Source organism: Sorangium sp. So ce1014 (assembly GCF_051521505.1).
Classification (GTDB): domain Bacteria; phylum Myxococcota_A; class Polyangia; order Polyangiales; family Polyangiaceae; genus Sorangium.
The window spans coordinates 4,291,434-4,308,826 of record NZ_CP150356.1; the positions used below are offsets into that span (position 1 = coordinate 4,291,434).

The window sequence follows — 17,393 nt, forward strand, 5'->3', positions numbered from 1 at the left end:
CCCCGTGCACCCCCTTGCAAAGGCGACGTCTCACCCGCGCTGGAGGCCGAGCGCGCCGCGGCGCGGCCGCCTGGCCCTCCCCGCCGCGGCGCTGCTCTCGCTCGCGGCGCTCGCCGCGCCGGCCTCGGCCAACGGGCGCTTCCCGGCCGCAGGCCTGATCGCGAGCCACCCGAGCGATCCGTCGCGCCTGATGGTGCGCGCGACCTACGGGCTGCTCTCCACGCACGATGGCGGCGCGGCGTGGCGCTGGATCTGCGAGCCGGTCGTCGGCTTCGGCGGGAACGAGGACCCGATGCTGGCCTTCCTCGCCGACGGGACGATCCTCGCCGGGGTCTTCGACGGGCTCAGCGCGTCGAAGAACGGCGGCTGCGACTGGTCGTTCGCCCAGGGCGAGCTGCTGGACCGCTACGTCATCGACCTCTCGGCCGATCGCGAGGACCCCTCGCGGGCCGTGCTCGTCGTCAGCGCGGGGCTCGGGGCAGGGCGGTTCCTGACCCAGCTCTGGGAGACGAGCGACAACGCGGACCGCTGGACGAAGGCGGGCGCCGACCTGCCCGAGGACTTCCTCGCCCACACGGTCGACGCAGCCCCGTCGAACCGCGAGCGCGTCTACGTGAGCGGCCGCTTCGGCGCGCCCGAGTACACAGGGGCCCTGCAGCGGACCGACGACCGCGGCGCGACCTGGGAGCGGCTCGACATTCCGGGGAGCGACGACATGCGCCTGCCGTACATCGGCGCGATCCATCCCGCCGACCCCGAGACGATCTACGTGCGGCTCGACGGCGATCCGACCGACGCGCTGATCGTCTCGCACGACGGTGGCGAGAGCTTCACCACGGTCTTCGAGAGCCAGGGCGACCTCCTCGGCTTCGCGCTGTCGCCGGACGGAGCGAGCGTGATGGTGGGCGGCCCCCAGGACGGGATCTTGCGCGCGCCCACGAGCTCGCTCGAGTTCGAGAAGATCTCGGACGTCGGCGCGCGATGCCTGACCTGGACCGCCGCGGCGCTCTTCGCCTGCGGCGACGAGTTCGCCGACGGCTTCACCGTCGGTCGCTCCGTCGACGAGGGAGAGAGCTTCGAGGCCCTCCTGCACCGCGATGGGCTCTGCGGTCCGATCGAGTGCGCGAAGGAGAGCGGCGCGGCCTCGACCTGCACCGACCTCTGGGGCGCGACGGCGCTCACCATCGGCTCCCGTCAGTGCGGCGGCGACGTCGGCACCGGCAGCGGGGGATCGGCGCCGCCGCCCGCCGAGGAGCCGGCCGGGTGCGGGTGCAAGATCGGCGCGCCGGGCGCCGCGAGCGTCGGCGCCGCCGCGCCGCCCGGCGGCAGGAGCGTGATCTGGCTCGCGCTCTCGGCCGCCGGGGCGCTCGCGCTGGCGCGCCGGCGGGCGCACGCGAGCGGACCCGCGCCGGGGGCGCCCTGAAGCGCGGCGCGCCGGCGGGCGAGCGAGGGCCGCTCGCCGCTTCAACAACCGCTTATGGAAGGGCGCACGGCGAGCGCCGGTCGGAGCGACCGGACGGCGCGATCGTGACCGACGTCACGCCGTCCGTGCGAGAGCCGGATAGGCCGGAGGCCCTCCGGTTCGTTTCTGGATCTACGCCGTCGCGGGCTGACGTAGACTGGGGGGGCCTCGGCTACGGCCAGCGCGTGAATGGCCCCTAGAGACCTGCCCAAGTCGCCGCTCGCCGCCTTCCTCCGCTCCCACGGCGCGGAGGTCCTGGCGGCGTGGGAGCGCGCCGAGAGACGCCGCGCGCCGGGCGAGCAGTCCCCGGGCTACGTCGCGCTGCGCGACGAGCTGCCCTCCGTCTTCGAGCGCATCGCCGAGCGCCTCGACGCGGCCGTGTCCGCGGCGGTGGTGCCGCAGAGCGACGAGGCGCGCGACTCGTGGACCGGCGTCGAGTCGCTGTCGGCCGAGTTCCCCGAGCCGCTGCTCGGCTTCCGCGTGCGCGACAGGCTGCGCGACGGGTTCGAGCTGGAGGACGTGACGGCCCAGTACTCGGTGCTGCGCCGCTGCGTGCTCCGGCTCCTGGAGCGGACCGGCACGCAGCCGTCGTGGCTCGAGATGACCGTCCTGCACGAGGCGCTCGATCAGGTGATCATCGATCCGGCCACGCGGAGCGCCGCGGCCCGGGAGCGCGCGCTCGGGGCGCTCGATCGCGTCTCGGCCGAGGGCATGGGCAGCGTGCACATCGACCGGCTCCTGCGGCGGCTGATCGAGGTGCTGATCGAGTCGGCGCGCTCGGTCGACTGGGCGGTGATGCTGCTGATCGAGGGCGAGGTGCTGCGGATCCGCGCGGCCATCGGCGTCGACGAGGCGCTGTGGGGCCTGCGCGCCTACCGGCTGGCCGAGGGGTTCGTGGGCCGCGTGGTCCGCGAGCGGCGCCCGGTGGCGCTGCGCTCGGCGGCGCCGGATCCGCTCGCCACCGACGCCGGGGGCGGCGCGGCGGGGCCCGAGTCGGGCGCGCAGAGCGAGCGCCCGAGCGACGCGCTGCACGCGCTCTACGGCGTGCCGATGCTCTCGGAGGGCCGCCTCGTCGGCGTCGCGGTCGTGAGCTCCCGGCGCGTGGCCGAGTTCTCCGAGGGGGACCGGCTGCTCTTCAGGAAGGCGGCCGAGCGCGCGGCGGCGCTCGCGACGCAGGCCCAGCTGCGCGAGCAGCTCGCCTCGGAGCGCAGCCGGTTCGAGACGGCGATCCAGCGGCTCCCGGTCGGCGTGGCCGTGGCGGAGGGGGCGGCGGGCACCCTCGCGCTCAGCAACCGGCGGTTCGCGGAGATCGTCCGCGGCCCCGAGGAGACCCCGAGCAACGCGCCGATGCGGACGCTGCTCAGCGAGGCGGACGACGACCAGCGCGCGCGCTGGCTGCTCTTCCGGGCGCTGCACGGCGGCGAGACGGTCGTCCGCGAGGAGCTCGAGTTCATCCGCGGCGACGGGGAGCGCCGCCTCGGGAGCTTCAGCGCGACGCCTGTGCGCGACGCCGACGGGCGGATCTCGGCGGCCGTGATGACCGTCGAGGACATGACGGAGCTCCGGAAGGCCGAGCGCGGCCGCGAGCTCGTGATCGAGGCGAGCGCGCTGCTGGCGGAGTCGCTCGACAACGACGCGACGGTCGAGCAGCTGGTGCGGCTCGGCGGCGAGCGCTTCGCGGACCTCTGCGCGCTCGACCATGACGACGGCGGCCTCCCGCGGCTCGTCGCGTCCGCGCGCCTCGCCGATGCGCGGGCGCTCCTGCCGCGGCTCCTCAGGCACCCGCCGCTGCTGCTCGGCGAGGCCGGCCCGCTGGCCGAGGCGGTGGCCCGCCGGGAGCCCACGCTCGTCCCGCTGGTCACCGATCCGTGGCTGCAGCGGGTCGCCCGCGGGCCGGAGCACCTCGCGGCGCTGCGGGAGCTCGGGGCCCGCTCGGCGATCCTCGTGCCGCTCGCGGCGCGCGGCCGCAAGCTCGGCCTCCTGAGCCTCTGGACGGTGGAGCGCGAGCTCCGGCACGACGACACGGGCGTCGCCGCGGAGCTCGGGCGCCTCGCGTCGCTGGCCATCGAGGGCGCGCGGCTGCACCGCGAGGCGGCGCGATCGCGGTGAGCCGGCGCGAGCGCGGCGGCGCCTCGCGGCGCGGTCGCGCGGCGCACGGCGGGCGGGCGCTCCGCCGAGGTGACGGCCTGCCGGCGGCGTCGGGGCGGCCCTGCACGGCCTCGTGGTCCGCGCCGGGATGAGCCCGGGGAACGCCCCCCAGGGCCGTCTTTCGCGTGCGCCGGGAGAGCGCGCGGCTTGCGTCGCGAGGGTGGATATGGCGAAGCTCCCGCCCTCGCACACCACCGTATGACCACGACCCAAACCGAACGTCCTCTCGCTGTGCTTGTCGGGGTGCAGCTCCCCGGCGTCGACGATGTCGAGCACGCCGCTGATTTGGCCGAGCTGGGCCGCCTCGTTCACACGCTCGGCTTCGAGGTGATCGCGACCGTGTCACAGCGGCGCAGCGCGCTCGCGGCGGCCGCGGTGCTCGGGGAGGGCAAGCTCAAGGAGCTCGCGGAGCTCACGGGCGGCAGCGGCGTCGTGCCCTCGGGCGCGCCCGAGCGGAAGAACAAGGCGCGCGCGCGCCGGGCCGCGGAGAGCGGCGAGGGCGACGGGGCCGACGGCGAGCTCGGCGATGACGCCGACGACGCAGACGACGACGAGGATGGCGGCGTCGCGGCGCCGGGCGCGGGCGGCGCCCGGCAGGAGGCGCGCACGGCGACGGTCGTGGCGGTCGATCACGACATCTCGCCGAGCCAGGCGCGCAACCTGGAGCGCGCGACGGGCGCGCAGGTGCTCGATCGGGCGGGCGTGATCATCGAGATCTTTCATCGCCACGCGCGGAGCCGCGAGGCGAAGCTCGAGGTGGAGATCGCGCGGCTCAACTACGTCGCGCCGCGGATGCGCGAGATGGGCGGCGGCGCGGACCGGCAGCGCGGCGGCATCGGCGGCAAGGGCGCCGGCGAGAGCGCGCTCGAGCTCGATCGGCGCAAGATCCGCGACCGCATCGCGGAGCTGAAGCACGAGCTCGGCGCGGTCCAGCGCGAGCAGTCGACGCGCCGCGCGCTCCGGCAGGGGCAGCGCCGCGTCGCGCTGGTCGGCTACACGAACGCCGGCAAGTCCTCGCTGATGCGGGCGCTGACGGGGAGCGAGGTGCTCGTCGCGGACAAGCTGTTCGCGACGCTCGACACGACGGTGCGCGCGCTCCACCCGGAGGTGCGCCCGCGGATCCTCGTCTCGGACACGGTCGGCTTCATCAAGAAGCTGCCGCACGATCTCGTGGCGAGCTTCCGGTCGACGCTGGACGAGGCGCTCGAGGCGTCGCTCCTGCTCTACGTGGCCGACGCGTCGGACCCGACGTTCCGCGATCAGCTCGGGGTGACGCGCGGCGTGCTCTCGGAGATCGGCGCGAGCGAGGTGCCGAGCCGGCTCCTGCTCAACAAGGTGGACCGGCTGCCGGAGGAGGAGCGCGACGCGCTGCGCCTCGAGTTCCCCGAGGCGACGCTGCTCTCGGCGAAGACCCCGGCCGACGTGGCGGCGCTGCGCGAGGCGATCATCGCCTTCTTCGAGGAGTCGATGGTGGAGGCCGAGCTCCTCCTGCCGTACGCGAAGCAGAGCCTCATCGGGGAGATCTACGAGAACGCGCGCGTGCTCTCGGAGGAGTACGACGACGCCGGCGGCCGGCTCTCGGTGCGGGCGCACCCCGTGGCGCTCGAGCGGCTGCGCAGCCTGCTCGCGCGCTGAGCGCGCCGCGGCGGGGGGCGCGTGCCGCGTCAGCGCGGTGGGCGGCGGGCGGCGGAGGCGCGTGCCGCGTCAGCGCGGCGGGCGGCGGGTGGAGGAGGCGCGTGCCGCGCTGACGCGGCGGAGGGCAGCGGGCGGCGCCGGAGCCGGTAGCGGCGCAGGAACAGGCCGATCCCGAACGCCACGAGGTGGAGCCCAACGATCACCCCGACGAGGATCCACCGCTGCACGCGCCGAGCGTAGCACCGGAGGGGCGGAGCGCGGGCGCGCCGGGGCGCATGCTATCGTTCGTCGTCCCGCTCGTCTTCTGCACTGCTCTGCTCGCCTCTGCCGCCGGTCCGCGCCATGAACACCCCCGACGCCGAGCTCGAAGCGATCGTCCAGCGCGGGCTGGGCGCCTACCGCGCCGGGCTGTTCTACGAGGCGCACGAGCTGTGGGAGGACGGGTGGCGCGACGAGCCGGATCCAGTGAGGAAAGCGCTCCTCCAGGGGCTCATCCTCGTCGCCGCCGCCCTGCACAAGCTCACGCGGATGCGAAGCCCGTCGGGGGCGGTGCGCCTGCTCGACAAGGCGCACGCGCGGCTCGCGGGCGTGCCGGAGGGCATGGGCGGCGTCGCGGTAGGTCTCCTGTCCGGCGACATCGCCCGCGCAGCGCGCGCGATCGAGCAACTCGCGAGCGAGGGGAGGACAGCGCTCGACGCGTCGCTTCTGCCCAGGATGGAGGTCACGGATGAGAGCGCATCGTCCTCACCGGCCGGCGCGCGTCCGCGGGCGTGAGCTTCTGCCCCGAACGGGCTCCGCAGTCGAGATTGCGCTTGTCACGTGCGACGTGGGACGCCGGCGTGACATCGTTTGCCTGGGTGGAGATCGCACGGGGGGCACCCGTGTGGGGGGGACGCGTGGCAGACGGAACCTGTGGAACCGGGATGGAGGGGCAGGCGAGCAGCGCGCCTCGAGCCAAGCTGCAAACCGAAAGGAGCCGCGTGAAACGGCGCAAGCAGATCCTGATCGTGGACGACGATCAGGAGATCCGGGAGATGCTCGAGATCACGCTGGCGGAGGAGGGCTACGACGTCCTCTCGGCCAGCGACGGAGAGGCTGCGCTGGCGCTGCTCGAGCGCAACAGGCCGAACCTCATCCTGCTCGACATGCGCATGCCGGTGATGGACGGCTGGGGGTTCGCGCGGGCGTACGCGTCGTGTCCCGGTCCGCGCGCGCCGATCCTGGTCATGACGGCGGCGGTGGACGCCGGCAGCTGGGCCCGTGAGGTCGGCGCGTGCGCGTCGGTCGCGAAGCCGTTCGATCTGAACCGCCTGCTCGACTCGATCGCGGTGCACGCCGGCTCGGCGCCCGGGCCGAGCTCCGCCTCCGCCTGAGCGGGGTCAGGCCGGGCCGGGCGCGATCCCGACCCGAGGGGCTCGGCGGTGGAGCGGCCGCTCGGCGGCGTGGAGGGGCCGCCGCCGAGCGACGGAGATCCGTCGCTCGGCGGCGCAGGGGTCGCTTCAGCCGCAGGTGGTGGCCTGATTCGCCCCGGAGTGATTCACATGAAGGCCATCCCCCAGGCGCGGTGGATCAGCCGCCGGTCGCGCGGCGCATGGCGCACAACAGGTCGCCGCGGCACGGGTCGGCGGGAGCGCGGCGGTCGGTCGTGTCCGGCGCCGCGGGGCCGGCCTTGCCGTGCGGCGGAGCGGCTGCCCCGGTGGCCCGCGTGCGGCCCTCGGGCGCGCGCCGCGAGGCCGTGGTGCCGGGCTCGTCGGCAGCGACGGCGCCGTCGACGCGAGGCGCGGCGGGCACGCGCTCCGCAGGCACGGCAGCGATCGCATCGACGGCGATCGCATCGACGGCGATCGCATCGACGCGCGGGAGCCGCGCCTCGACCACGCGCGCCGCGGCCGCGAGCCCAGCCGTCGCGGGAGGCCCCGGGGCGGCGTCCGGGGCCGAGACGCTCGCGGTGAGGGCCGCAACCGCGGCGGCGGCCGCGAGCAGGGTGGCGGCCGAGCGGGCGCGCCACGCGCGCTTCGGCGCGTCGAGCGACGGCGCCGCGGGCGTGCGGGCGGACGCGGGGCCGCGCGCGGATGCAGGGCCGCGCGCGGATGCGGGGCCGCGCGCGGATGCGGGGCCGCGCATGGACGCTGGCGGCTCGCCGAACGGGAAGACCGGCAAGAGGTCGAGGACCTGGGGGGGAGCGCCTTCCGCGCCGGCGCTGAGCGCGGTGAGGTCGATCTGCCCCGAGGACACGTCGCGATCTTCGCCCGCGGCCCGCTCCGCGGACGCGGCCGAGGGCGCCGCGGCAGCGGTCTCGCCGGCCGCCGGCGCGTCGATCGCGAACGCGACCGAGGTGTCATCCGCGGGGCTGGTGACAGCGGAGCGGTGTTCGTTCCTCCACTCCTTGTGCTGCGTGCTCTTCATGGTTGCTTCTGCTTCAGCCGTATCGGTCGAACGCTGGAGTCGTGACGCTCCGCCGGCCGGTCGGCGTGTCCTTTCGTGGTTTTGACATGCGCGCGAGCGCGCGCTTGGGCCAGGGGCGCGCGCGCCGGATCGCCTCGCACGCCGGCCAGCGCACGTCGCTGCGCTCCATTCCGCCCCGCGTCCGCCCCGCGCGCGTGGCGACGGATGCGCCCCGCGCGTGGGGCGACGGACGCGCCTGCAGGCGAGGTCGGGGCGCACCTGAGGCGTGCCCGTCGGCGGCGTTCGCGATCTTGCGAGCGGGCTTGCGACGCCCATACTTCGACCGCTCGGATCGCCGAGGGCGTGCAGTCGGCGAGGTTCATGACCGTGTGCGCTCGGGGAAGCTGGTTACGATCGGGGCGTCCGTCGTCGAACAGAAGTTCCCACGCAAACGCGGATCGGATACTTGAGGCGAGATGAAACCTACACGGCTCTTCACGGTTCTGGGGGCGCTGACGTTCCCCCTCGCGGTGGCTCTGGTCAGCAACGGGTGCAAGAAGGAGGAAGAGGAGCCGCCGCCGGTGCCGGCGCCGACCGTGGTGACGCCGGCCCCGACGCCGACGCCCACGACGCAGATCGTGCCTGAAGAGGACGCCGGGGCGGACGCGGCGGACGACGCGGCGGACGCGGACGCCGGCAAGAAGGTGGTCACCGGTGACTCCAGCGGGATCCGCAAGTGCTGCGCGGCGCTGCGCCAGAACGCGAAGTCGGCGCCGCCCGAGCAGCAGGGCGGCTACCTCGCGGCGGCCTCGGCGTGCGACGGCCTCGCGAACTCGCCGCAGGGCCGGCAGGCGCTCTCGACGCTGCGCGGCCTCCTGCTCGGCGCGCAGATGCCGGCGTCCTGCCAGTAACAGGGACGGGAGAGCCAGTAGCGCACCGGCGGTGAGCTGGCTTCGCGCGCGAGGCATCGGCCGCCTCGCGCAGCGGAGCCAGCTCAGCCGTGCACGTAAACGAGCGTGCCGCCGCCCTCGATATTGAGGGCTCCGTGCCACTCGGACGGGACGGCGGGCTCGGTCCACTCGAAGAGCCAGGCCGCGTCGGCAGGCGCCAGGTTGATGCAGCCGTGGCTGCGCGCCTTGCCGAACTCGTCGTGCCAGTAGGCGCCGTGCAGCGCGTATCCCCCGTGGAAGTACTGGGTGTACGGCACGTCGCGCAGGTCGAACGCCTCGGTCGCCTCGTCGTCGCCATCCATCGTGGTCGAGACGTGCTTCGCGTGGATGTAGAACGAGCCGCGGACGGTGGCGTCGGTCTCCTCGGGATCCGCCATGCCGCTGCGACCGCTGGAGATGAGCGACGCGAACACGGGGCGCGTGCCCTCGTAAGCGACGAGCAGCTGGCGGCGGATCGAGATGTCGATCCACTTCTTGCCGTCGCGCGCGAACCCTTGAGGGTCCTTGCGCAGCTCGGCAATGACGAGGTGGCTCCCGGCAAGCCATGAGCCCTCCGTGGTCTCGACGAGCCCCTTGGCGCCGCCTTGCGTGCGGCCGGTGAGCACCCAGCCCGACCGGAACGGCGCAGCGCCCGCGCCGACGAGCGCACGGCCCGAGGCGGACAGGCGCCGCCGCGTCGCCCCGTGGACGCGGACGAAGGCCGGGGCGCCCTTCAGGCTGGGATCGACGCGAGGGTCGGCGCCAGGCGGCGCGGGCGGCAGCTCGTCGGCGGGGGGCTCGGCGATGGAGAAGCTTGCGGCGTCCAAGGCGGCGCTCGCGGGGGCGTCGGCGCCGTCGGCGTCGAGATCCTTGATGATCACGCCGCGCAGCTCGCTGAGGCGCGCGGGACGCGTGCGATCGAGCGGGATGAGGTCGAGCTCGGTCGTGAGGCCGAAGCGGCGATCGGTCCACTCGAAGGTCGTGATCAGGCCGAACGCGGAGCTCTCCTTGGCGCGGCCCGTGTGCACGGAGTAGTGGAGCTTCTCCTCGGCGCCGTACGGCTTGGGGAGATCCCGGCCGGCGAGCAGGAAGGCCGGCACGGGGTCGAGCGGCAACGACGAGGGCGCAACAACGGCGCGAGCGAGGTGGACGCCGAGCGTGGAGCCCTCGACGCGGCGCTGATCCTCGGCGGTCGGGAGCCGGAAGTAGAGGTGCGGCGGGCGCGAGCCCGACATGACGTAGTGGTAAGGCACGGGCGCACCACGGCGCGGGCCGCGCACGGCAGCGGCGACCACCTGGTGCTCGAGCGCGAGCGAGGCGCCCTTGCCAACGCAGACGTAGCCGCGCGGCGCGATCCGGTACCAGCCGCCGGCACAGCCGTCGGTGCCCACCGGGAGCTCGGCCCGATCGACCACCGCACCGGCGCGCAGATAGCCGAGCCTCGTCGAGCGTTCGTCGGGGGCGACGTAGATCCAGGTGCGCATCGCGATGCTGGCGATCTTCGCGCCCTGGCCCGGAAGGGTGGCCTCCTTCGCGGACGAGGAGGAGGCGGCCGACGACGTGAGGGACGCAGGGAGCGCGGCGCCGGGCGAGGGGGAGCCAGAGGCAGAGCCAGGAGAGGGGGAGAGAGAGGCAGCGGAGGGCGCTGCCGGGTCGAGCGAGGGGAGACCCGGGGTGGCGGAGACGGCGGAGAAAGCGAGCGGGGCGGGCGCTTCCGGGGAGCCGGCAACGGGATCGTCGGTCGCTCTGCCGGGAGGATCCTGGGCCGGAGCGCAGGCTGCGGTCAGCAAGGCGAGGAGGGGAGCGGAGGCGACGGCGGCGAGCGAGAACGGGGGTGAGCCGGCGCCGGAAAGGGAGCCGGTGAGCGCCGTGGGGCAGGAGCGGGAGCCAGAGCGCGAGGCGCGCGGGGAGCGCTGCGATGGGGGCAGCGACGCGGGGGCGGAGGCTCGAGCGAGGGGAAGCATCGGCGCGAAGGCGAAGGCAGAGAGAGGAGGGCCGCGGGGGCGAGCGCGAGCGCGAGACCAGCGGGCGAGCGAAGCTGAAACCGGGGCCGCAAGGGGCTGAGCGGGCGAGGTGTACGCTCAACCGAGGGGGAGATGCAATCTCCTGCCGGCGGGATGGGGGGAGGCCGAGCGAGGCGTGAGCGTGAGGGAGGATGGAGCGGGAGAAGGCGCGCTAGCGCTTGACCTTCTTCGCGAGCAGGTCGCCCAGCGTGCCGAAGTTGCGAGGGGCAGGCTTGGCGACCTTGTCGCCGGCACCGCCGGCACCGCCGGGGCGGTCGCCCTTGGCGTACGACTCGAACTGGCCGCGCTCCTCGTCGACGCGGAGGGCGGAGATCGACAGACGGATCTTGCCGGACTCGTCCACGTTGAGGATCTTCGCTTCGATCTCCTGCCCCACGGTGAAGTGCTTCTTCAGGTCGGCCGAGCGAGGCGTCGCCGTCTCGACTGTCGGGACGAGCCCGCGACCCGAGCGACCCGACGTGCCGGTGATCTGGACGAAGACGCCGTACCGCTCGATGCCCGTCACCTTGCCCTTGACCCGCGCCCCCTCGACGAGCAACGGCGCGCCGCCCGCAGCAGGCGCGGAGACAGCGAGCGACGTCGAGCCGTCGCCGTCGTCGCTCGCGCGCACGACGACCGGCGAGAGGCGCACCTGGCCGGTGCCCGAGTCGATGCCGGAGACCACCGCCGAGACGCGCGAGCCGACCGCCACCCGGAGCTGGCCGTCGCCGTCGCTGAGGGCCGGGCGCTCGAACATGCCCTCCTGCTTGCCACCGATATCCGCGAAGACCGCCTCGCGAGCGATCGCGACAACCGTCACCTCGACGGTCTCACCCGTGTGGTACTGACGGCGACGCTGCTTGCCAGCTCCTTCCGACTGCTCGAAGAGCGAAGCGAACGATTCGTTGGAGGCGGCGGATGGGCGTGACGGCGACATGGCGCGACCTCATAGCGCGAGGCGAGGGCGTGAGGAAGGCGGCGGTGAGAGGGAAGCGAGGGACGGGGTGGAAATCGGGGAGGTGAGACGGGCGGGGGGAAAGGGAGGGGAGGTGGGAACGGGAAGGATGGGCGAGGAAGCGGGCAGGGGCGAGGGGGCCGGGTGATGGGCGACGACGCGGGTGGAAAGGAAAGGTGGAACCTGTGAGGGGCTTCTGCTAGCTTCGCCCGCCGCTGAATCGGGTCGATAGCTCAGTCGGTAGAGCTGCGGACTTTTAATCCGTAGGTCCAGGGTTCGAGTCCCTGTCGACCCACCATCACCAAATCGTTGAGGATTTCGCCCGCTGATAAAGCGCGCCTCAACGAGTGCCCGGAGAGGCCGTTCCCATCCGGTGACCACCGCCGCCGAGCAGGCCGATCGCGGCCACGAGGTCCTCCGGACGACGTGGGCGTAGACCTGGGGGGCGCCAGGTGTAGGTGGGCGGTGAGGACCTGGACGGCCGGGGCACCACCGGCCACGGGCCTGGAGGGAGATCCAGGGACATGGCGCCCTGCCCCTGGCTGGCTTGCCGCTCAGGGGCGGTACCGCGGATCGCCGAGGAAGGCGGGATCGGTCAGCGACCGCAGGAACGCCACAAGATCGGCCTTCTCGTCCGGAGAGAGCCCCAGCTCATCGATCTGCGGATCGGTGGAGAAATGGCCCAGCCCGCCGCGATCGTAATGGTCGACCACCTCCTCCAGCGTCGCCAGCGATCCGTCGTGCATATAGGGGGCGCTCGCCGCAATGTTCCGCAGACCGGGCACCTTGAATTTTCCAAGGTCTCCCGTCCGTCCGGTGATCTTGTGCCGCCCGACGTCGCCGCCGTCGAGGTAGGTGCCGTTGTTGAAGAAGCCTTCGTTGGTGAGCATTCCGGACGGGTGGCAATGGAAGCAGCCAGCCCGCTCGGTCAGGAACAGCGCCTCGCCGCGGCGCGCGGCGTCTCCGAAGCTCGTGTCGTCCCCGCGCTGGTGCCGGTCGTAAGGGCTGTCGGCGCTGACGATCGAACGGACGAAGCTGGCGATGGCCTGGCGCAAGGACTCCTCGCCGGGAGGCCCGCCATAGGCATCCGCGAACGCCTTCACGTAGACGTCATCGCCGGCGACGCGAGCGACGGCCTCGGCGAGCGGTAGATCCATCTCGTCGGGGTGCTCGATGGGCTTCCCCGCCTGCTCTTCCAGGGTGGCCGCGCGGCCATCCCAGAAGAAGCTCTCGCCCCAGGCCAGGTTCACCAGCGCGGGCGCGTTCCGCTGTCCCAGGCGGCCCTCGACCCCCCGGGAGACGGGGTCCGGATCGGCGAAGGCGTACTCCTGGCGGTGGCAGCTCGCGCACGCCATCTCGCCGGTGCGAGAGAGGCGCTTGTCGAAGAAGAGCCTCTTGCCGAGCTGGGCCCTCGCCTCGGTGAGCGCGTTGGCGACCGGCGCTCTGGCCGCCGCGGTGCGCGCCGGAAACCCGGCGGGGATGGCGTCCGTGACGAGTGGCGGCAAAGGTCCAGGGGCCGCCGACCCGTCGTCGCCGCATCCGCCCGCAAGGAGCAGCGCCGCCAGGCCGATGGCCCCTCCACGGTGGAAGCTCGGGATCACGGACCGAAGGCGAACACCGTCAGGTCGGGGATGCCGCGCCGCAGGCGCTCACCCGCGAGGAGCTCGTCTCCCACGGGCCCGGGCGGCGCGACGAACCCGGTCAAGTCGACGTCCGCCGTGGCGCCCCCGAAGACCTCGTCCATGACGACCCGGACGACCTTGCCCGTCGCGCCGCTCGCGGGCACGGACAGGGCGCCTCGTACCTCGGTCCTGGGGGCGAGATCCATGACCAGGTTGCCTCCCATGTGGACCGCCGGCGGAACCCTGGCCGTCCCTCCGTCCGGATCGACGGGACCACCCCCGGCCGGCGGAGCCACCGTGGCCTCGTAGCGCAGGAAGAGGTAGCCCGTGTGCGGCCACGTCATCTGGGAGGCTTCCGACAGAGGCGCGACGCTCGTTTCAGGCCGGGAGATGTTGCACGCCTGGTGCAAGCCCCAGACGAAGCTGACGCCTTCATAGCTGCCAGCCGGAGCGCGCAGCCGGAGCGTGGCCGAGCCGAGGTCCTCGGCGTTGTAGAAGTGGACCCCGTAAGGGGTGGGGGCGCCGTCCGGGCCGACGATATCGACGAACACGAGATCGCCGTCCGCCTCGATCAGCGCCGCGTGCGAGACGTAGAAGCGAACGTTGAGCGGCGTGACGGTGCTGCCGTCCGGCGCGACGTTCGGCTCGCCGAACAGGAACGGCTTGCCGCCGAGGACGAGCTCGAACGCGAGCTCGACGAGAGTGCCCTGGGTCCTGATGGACGCCGGCCGCTCTGCGCAACCGCTCGGCCCGGTGGCCTCGCCCTGGCCGCCCGCGCCGCCGGCGTCGGGGTGGGCGGCCGCTCCACCCGTGCTGCTCGCTCCACCGGACCCGTCGGGCTGGCTGCCGCCCGCCCCGCCGGTCCCGGACGCCATCTGCTGATTCGAGCACGCGCCGCAAGCGGCTGCGGCGCCTAATAGCAACCCGATGGACCGGAACAAGCCAGGAGATTTCATCGCGGGATGGATTGTACGCGATGACGCACCACACGGGAACAGATGACGCATCGCTGGGATTTCGCTGGGCGACACGCGGGGAGGGCGGGGTCCACGATATGCAGTCGTACAGCGTGCAGCAGGGCAAGGCGTCGCTCGCGAAGCTCGGCGAGTGCTCGTGGGGATCATGGCCTGAACGATCCCCTCATTTTGTCGGAAAATTGGGCGAAATCGAGGCTACCGGCGAGCCGCCGCGCCACGATGCTGCGCGAGATGCGCGTCACGGGCGGCGGCGCGCTCGGGAGGGTCGCGAGCGTGGCGCGCGCGGTCGATGACAGAGCCTCCCGCTGGACCTACTTCCCGCAGCACCTCTTCCACTTACGTCCACTTCCGCAGGGACAGGGATCTTGCCGCCCGATCGATGCCGTGCCCGCGCCCGGCCTGCGCCCCGCCTGAGCCGCCTTCAGCAGCGGGTCGAGCACCATCCATGTACTGGCCGGTGTCCAGGGCTGGTGGAGCGCCTCGGTGAGCTCGCCCGGCAGGTAGAACTGCTCCGGCGTGCCACGAGCCGTGGCCGCGATGAGGTGCAGCGACACAAGCAGCTTCTTGCCGTCCGTGATCCCGTCGGCCCAGGACATCAACGGTAGCGTGCGGATGAGCTCTTCCGGGATCGGGTCATCCGCTTGCGCCGCGTCCGGCTCAAAGTACCTCTCGCCGATCCTGCGGAGCATCGCTTCGAGCTCCTCGGCAGGCGCTTCAAGGAGCTGCGCTGTGATCTCGCAGCAGAGCTGCACCTCGCGGCCCATCACGTCCCGGAGCCGCTTGGCCTGCGGCGTGAGGGCGGTGCTGGGCGCCGCGTGAAGCGCCTTCACGATCTCGGCGCGGGTGTTCTTCGCCCGGGTCCCGATCGCGAGGAGCGCGAACAGCGTGTCGAGCAGCTCGAAGAAGCTCACGTCCTCGACCAGTGCCCGCTTGTAATCCGGCAGCATGAGCCTGCCGAGGCGCGCGGCCGCCCACGAACCCTTGAGGATGAACGTGACGACGCCCGTCCCGGTGAGGGGATAGCTGAACGCGGCCCGTGCTCCCTTGTGCTGGTCGGTGAGCGACACGTACTGCTCTCGATCGGCCGTGATCGCGCCCAGGAGCGCCATGTGCCCCGCGGCGTGCAGGAGGTTCCAGTACGCGTGGAGGACCTCCTCGTCCTGGGCCCTGCGGCTGCGACGCGTCCGGAGCATGGGCCCCTGCAGCGAGAGCTCCCGCCCCATGGCCAGGTAGAGGTCGAGGAACACCGGTCCGAGGAGCGGCTCCCAGGCCGCGACGGCGAGGAACTCCTCCCGGCTCACCGAGTCGGACGCCACGAGGAGTCGCCGCAGCAGGCGCGCGTGCGCTCGCTCTCCGCCGAGCTGCTTCGCGAGGACCATCTTCTCCCGGAGCCGGGTCACCTTGCGAGCGATCGCGTCGAGCTCGCCGCGCTTCACGATGGAGAGATCCCCGGCCCGCATCCCCCGACCGAGGCACGTGACGAAGTGGCCGCTGCGCGTGACGACCAGGAACGGCCCCTGCACGGGATCATCGAGCGAGATCGCCACCCGCTCCACGCGCTCCGGCAGCGTCGCGGCGTCGAGCACCGCGCGGAGCAGCTCCGGGTCGCGGTAGAGCTCGAGCGCGAGATCCACCTCGCTGCGCGGCAGGCGATCGAGGCGTGAGAGGAAGTGCTCCGCGTGTTGCACGCCAGCCTGGGTACCCGCGCGGACAGAGAGCGGCAAGCCCGCTTATCCTCCAGCATCGGTTTGATTTCGTGAGAAATTCAAACGCATCGACGGAAAGCTAGACGATCTCACCGGGCCATGATCTCGTCCGCGTCCGGAGGCCCATGGATGGAACGACACGCTGCTCCCGCGGCAGCGCAGCGCGGAGCACGATGTCGGAGGCGGACGCCTGCGCGGGTACGACGTGCCGGGCTGAGGGATCCGGCAGACTTCGTCGCACCGCTCCGGTGATTCCGGTATCGTCGCGAGCATGGATGATGCCATCGATCGCAGCGCCCGTAGGGCGTATAGGCTGCTCGGTCCCGACGGGCACAAGTACGAGAGCACGGCGCCGGGCACGCTGGGTGGCAATGCGAAGGCCAAGATCTACGGCCGTCTCGATTGCGGATCTGCGCTCGCTTCCATCCGCAACTACGGAGAGGCCTACACACAGCATCGGGTCTTCTTCGCCGACGAGGATGCCGCCGTCTCGGCCGGCTACCGGCCGTGTGGCAACTGCATGCGTGATCGGTTCGCCGCGTGGAGAAGGAACCAGGACGCCATCTAGCCGGCGGTCAACGATCTGAAGTGGTGGACGAAGTCGCACATCGCCACGGCTGCAGAGAACACCGCCGGCACCGATGCAGGCTACGAGGTCGCGCTGGACCTCGGTCTCGGGGAGGCTGGTTGCTCGACGCGGATCGTGGTGCGGAGGGGTCCCGAGGCCGCGCGAACGCAGTGGATTGCGATCCGGAGGGGGTCCCGAGGCCGCGCGAACGCAGTGGATTGCGGTCCGGAGGGGTCCGGACCCCCCATCTGGCACAAAAACTGGCGCTTCCGAGGGGGTGGTGGCGCAGATTTGCGCAGTTTCGGACGCTGTTTGGCACAGAAATCCCCCCGGAAGACGGTCCGTGGCACGTTCGGGAGGGGTCCGGGACCCGGTGTGTCGCAATGCATTGCGTCTGTGCCGGTGCCGGACCCCCCTCGCTTGGCACAGGATCGAGCCGTTTGGCACACCCCAGGCCGGTGCGCCGCTGAGATTGACACAAAGCGCAGCGCCGATGACCGTGGCCCCATGGCGCGCACCGCTGCCACGGTTCCTGCTCCGCCCAGCGCTCGGTGGTCGCCCACAGGAGGTCCGGGCGCATCGCGTGAGGTGCCGCGCGATGCGGATGGCGGACGCCGTTCGCGTCCGGATCGCCCGAAGTGAACGACCGGCACCTCGCGCCACGAGGGGCGCCGCTCTCCCGAGGTGGCTCGGCTCGCCCGACCTGACCTCTCAGGGCGTGGCCGGGACGGCTATACTGCGCTCCATGAGCGACCCGGCCGAGAAGATCCTCGACGAGGTGTTGAAGCTCCCCGAGAGCGAGCGGCGCGTCATCGCGCTCCGCCTGCTCGACAGCGTGGGCGAGGAGCCGCCCGAGGAGATCGAGCGCGCGTGGACCGACGAGGCTCTACGTCGCCTAGAGGATCTCTGCACCGGGCGCACCCAGCCGATCCCCTGGGAGGAAGCCCGGAAGCGCATCTTTATGCGGGGCTGACATGGCGCGACGCGTCCTGTCCATCGCGCC

Annotated in this window: 15 protein-coding genes and 1 tRNA gene; 9 read left to right on the top strand and 7 right to left on the bottom strand. The window is 72.8% G+C overall.

Annotated elements, in window-relative coordinates; all coding sequences use genetic code 11:
• Nucleotides 1–4 precede the first annotated feature (4 nt).
• From WME75_RS16270 to hflX, 3 genes are all read left to right on the top strand, one after another.
• The gene (locus WME75_RS16270) at nt 5–1,423 is read left to right on the top strand and encodes a WD40/YVTN/BNR-like repeat-containing protein (protein ID WP_437491741.1); all 1,419 of its coding nucleotides are present in this window, start codon (nt 5–7) and stop codon (nt 1,421–1,423) included.
• Nucleotides 1,424–1,651: 228 nt separating this feature from the next.
• On the top strand, nt 1,652–3,571 hold the full coding sequence (locus WME75_RS16275) for a GAF domain-containing protein (protein WP_437491746.1): 1,920 nt from the start codon (nt 1,652–1,654) through the stop codon (nt 3,569–3,571).
• Between the two features lie 237 nt (nt 3,572–3,808).
• Nucleotides 3,809–5,245 carry a GTPase HflX gene (hflX, locus tag WME75_RS16280; RefSeq protein WP_437491748.1) on the top strand — a complete coding sequence of 479 codons (1,437 nt, stop codon included), beginning with the start codon at nt 3,809–3,811 and terminating at the stop codon, nt 5,243–5,245.
• A 29-nt stretch (nt 5,246–5,274) separates the two neighbouring features.
• Here hflX and WME75_RS16285 read toward each other — a convergent pair whose 3' ends face one another.
• Nucleotides 5,275–5,472, bottom strand: coding sequence for a hypothetical protein (locus WME75_RS16285; RefSeq protein ID WP_437491751.1), 198 nt, complete (start codon nt 5,470–5,472; stop codon nt 5,275–5,277).
• A gap of 115 nt (nt 5,473–5,587) precedes the next feature.
• Here WME75_RS16285 and WME75_RS16290 point away from each other — a divergent pair, with 115 nt between their 5' ends.
• The gene (locus WME75_RS16290) at nt 5,588–6,019 is read left to right on the top strand and encodes a DUF309 domain-containing protein (RefSeq protein WP_437491754.1); all 432 of its coding nucleotides are present in this window, start codon (nt 5,588–5,590) and stop codon (nt 6,017–6,019) included.
• A gap of 206 nt (nt 6,020–6,225) precedes the next feature.
• Entirely contained in the window at nt 6,226–6,618 is a 393-nt protein-coding gene (locus tag WME75_RS16295) for a response regulator (protein ID WP_437491757.1), read from the top strand.
• A 196-nt stretch (nt 6,619–6,814) separates the two neighbouring features.
• Here the strand turns inward: WME75_RS16295 and WME75_RS16300 are convergent, their stop codons facing one another.
• Entirely contained in the window at nt 6,815–7,651 is an 837-nt protein-coding gene (locus tag WME75_RS16300; RefSeq protein WP_437491760.1) for a hypothetical protein, read from the bottom strand.
• Nucleotides 7,652–8,106: 455 nt separating this feature from the next.
• On the opposite strand from WME75_RS16300, the gene WME75_RS16305 reads away from it, so the two are divergent.
• Nucleotides 8,107–8,541 carry an acyltransferase gene (locus tag WME75_RS16305; RefSeq protein WP_437491763.1) on the top strand — a complete coding sequence of 145 codons (435 nt, stop codon included), beginning with the start codon at nt 8,107–8,109 and terminating at the stop codon, nt 8,539–8,541.
• 83 nt (nt 8,542–8,624) lie between these two features.
• Here the strand turns inward: WME75_RS16305 and WME75_RS16310 are convergent, their stop codons facing one another.
• Complete coding sequence (locus tag WME75_RS16310) at nt 8,625–10,043, bottom strand: L,D-transpeptidase (RefSeq protein WP_437491766.1); 1,419 nt, start codon at nt 10,041–10,043, stop codon at nt 8,625–8,627.
• 691 nt (nt 10,044–10,734) lie between these two features.
• Nucleotides 10,735–11,499 (bottom strand): S1 RNA-binding domain-containing protein, encoded by a 765-nt coding sequence (locus WME75_RS16315; protein ID WP_437491769.1) that lies wholly within the window; start codon nt 11,497–11,499, stop codon nt 10,735–10,737.
• Nucleotides 11,500–11,739: 240 nt separating this feature from the next.
• Between WME75_RS16315 and WME75_RS16320 the strand changes: the two genes are divergently transcribed.
• Nucleotides 11,740–11,815 (top strand) — tRNA-Lys (locus tag WME75_RS16320).
• A 256-nt stretch (nt 11,816–12,071) separates the two neighbouring features.
• Here WME75_RS16320 and WME75_RS16325 read toward each other — a convergent pair.
• The 3 genes from WME75_RS16325 to WME75_RS16335 form a co-directional block, all read right to left on the bottom strand.
• Nucleotides 12,072–13,118 carry a cytochrome-c peroxidase gene (locus WME75_RS16325; RefSeq protein ID WP_437491772.1) on the bottom strand — a complete coding sequence of 349 codons (1,047 nt, stop codon included), beginning with the start codon at nt 13,116–13,118 and terminating at the stop codon, nt 12,072–12,074.
• The gene (locus WME75_RS16330) at nt 13,115–14,014 is read right to left on the bottom strand and encodes an MbnP family protein (RefSeq protein WP_437491775.1); all 900 of its coding nucleotides are present in this window, start codon (nt 14,012–14,014) and stop codon (nt 13,115–13,117) included. The genes WME75_RS16325 and WME75_RS16330 overlap by 4 nt, the downstream gene beginning before the upstream one ends.
• A 413-nt stretch (nt 14,015–14,427) precedes the next feature.
• Nucleotides 14,428–15,804, bottom strand: a complete 1,377-nt coding sequence (locus tag WME75_RS16335) for a YecA family protein (protein WP_437491778.1) — start codon at nt 15,802–15,804, stop codon at nt 14,428–14,430.
• Nucleotides 15,805–16,093: 289 nt separating this feature from the next.
• On the opposite strand from WME75_RS16335, the gene WME75_RS16340 reads away from it, so the two are divergent.
• The gene (locus tag WME75_RS16340) at nt 16,094–16,390 is read left to right on the top strand and encodes an Ada metal-binding domain-containing protein (protein ID WP_437491781.1); all 297 of its coding nucleotides are present in this window, start codon (nt 16,094–16,096) and stop codon (nt 16,388–16,390) included.
• 745 nt (nt 16,391–17,135) lie between these two features.
• Entirely contained in the window at nt 17,136–17,363 is a 228-nt protein-coding gene (locus WME75_RS16345; protein ID WP_437491783.1) for an addiction module protein, read from the top strand.
• The last annotated feature ends 30 nt before the right edge of the window (nt 17,364–17,393 follow it).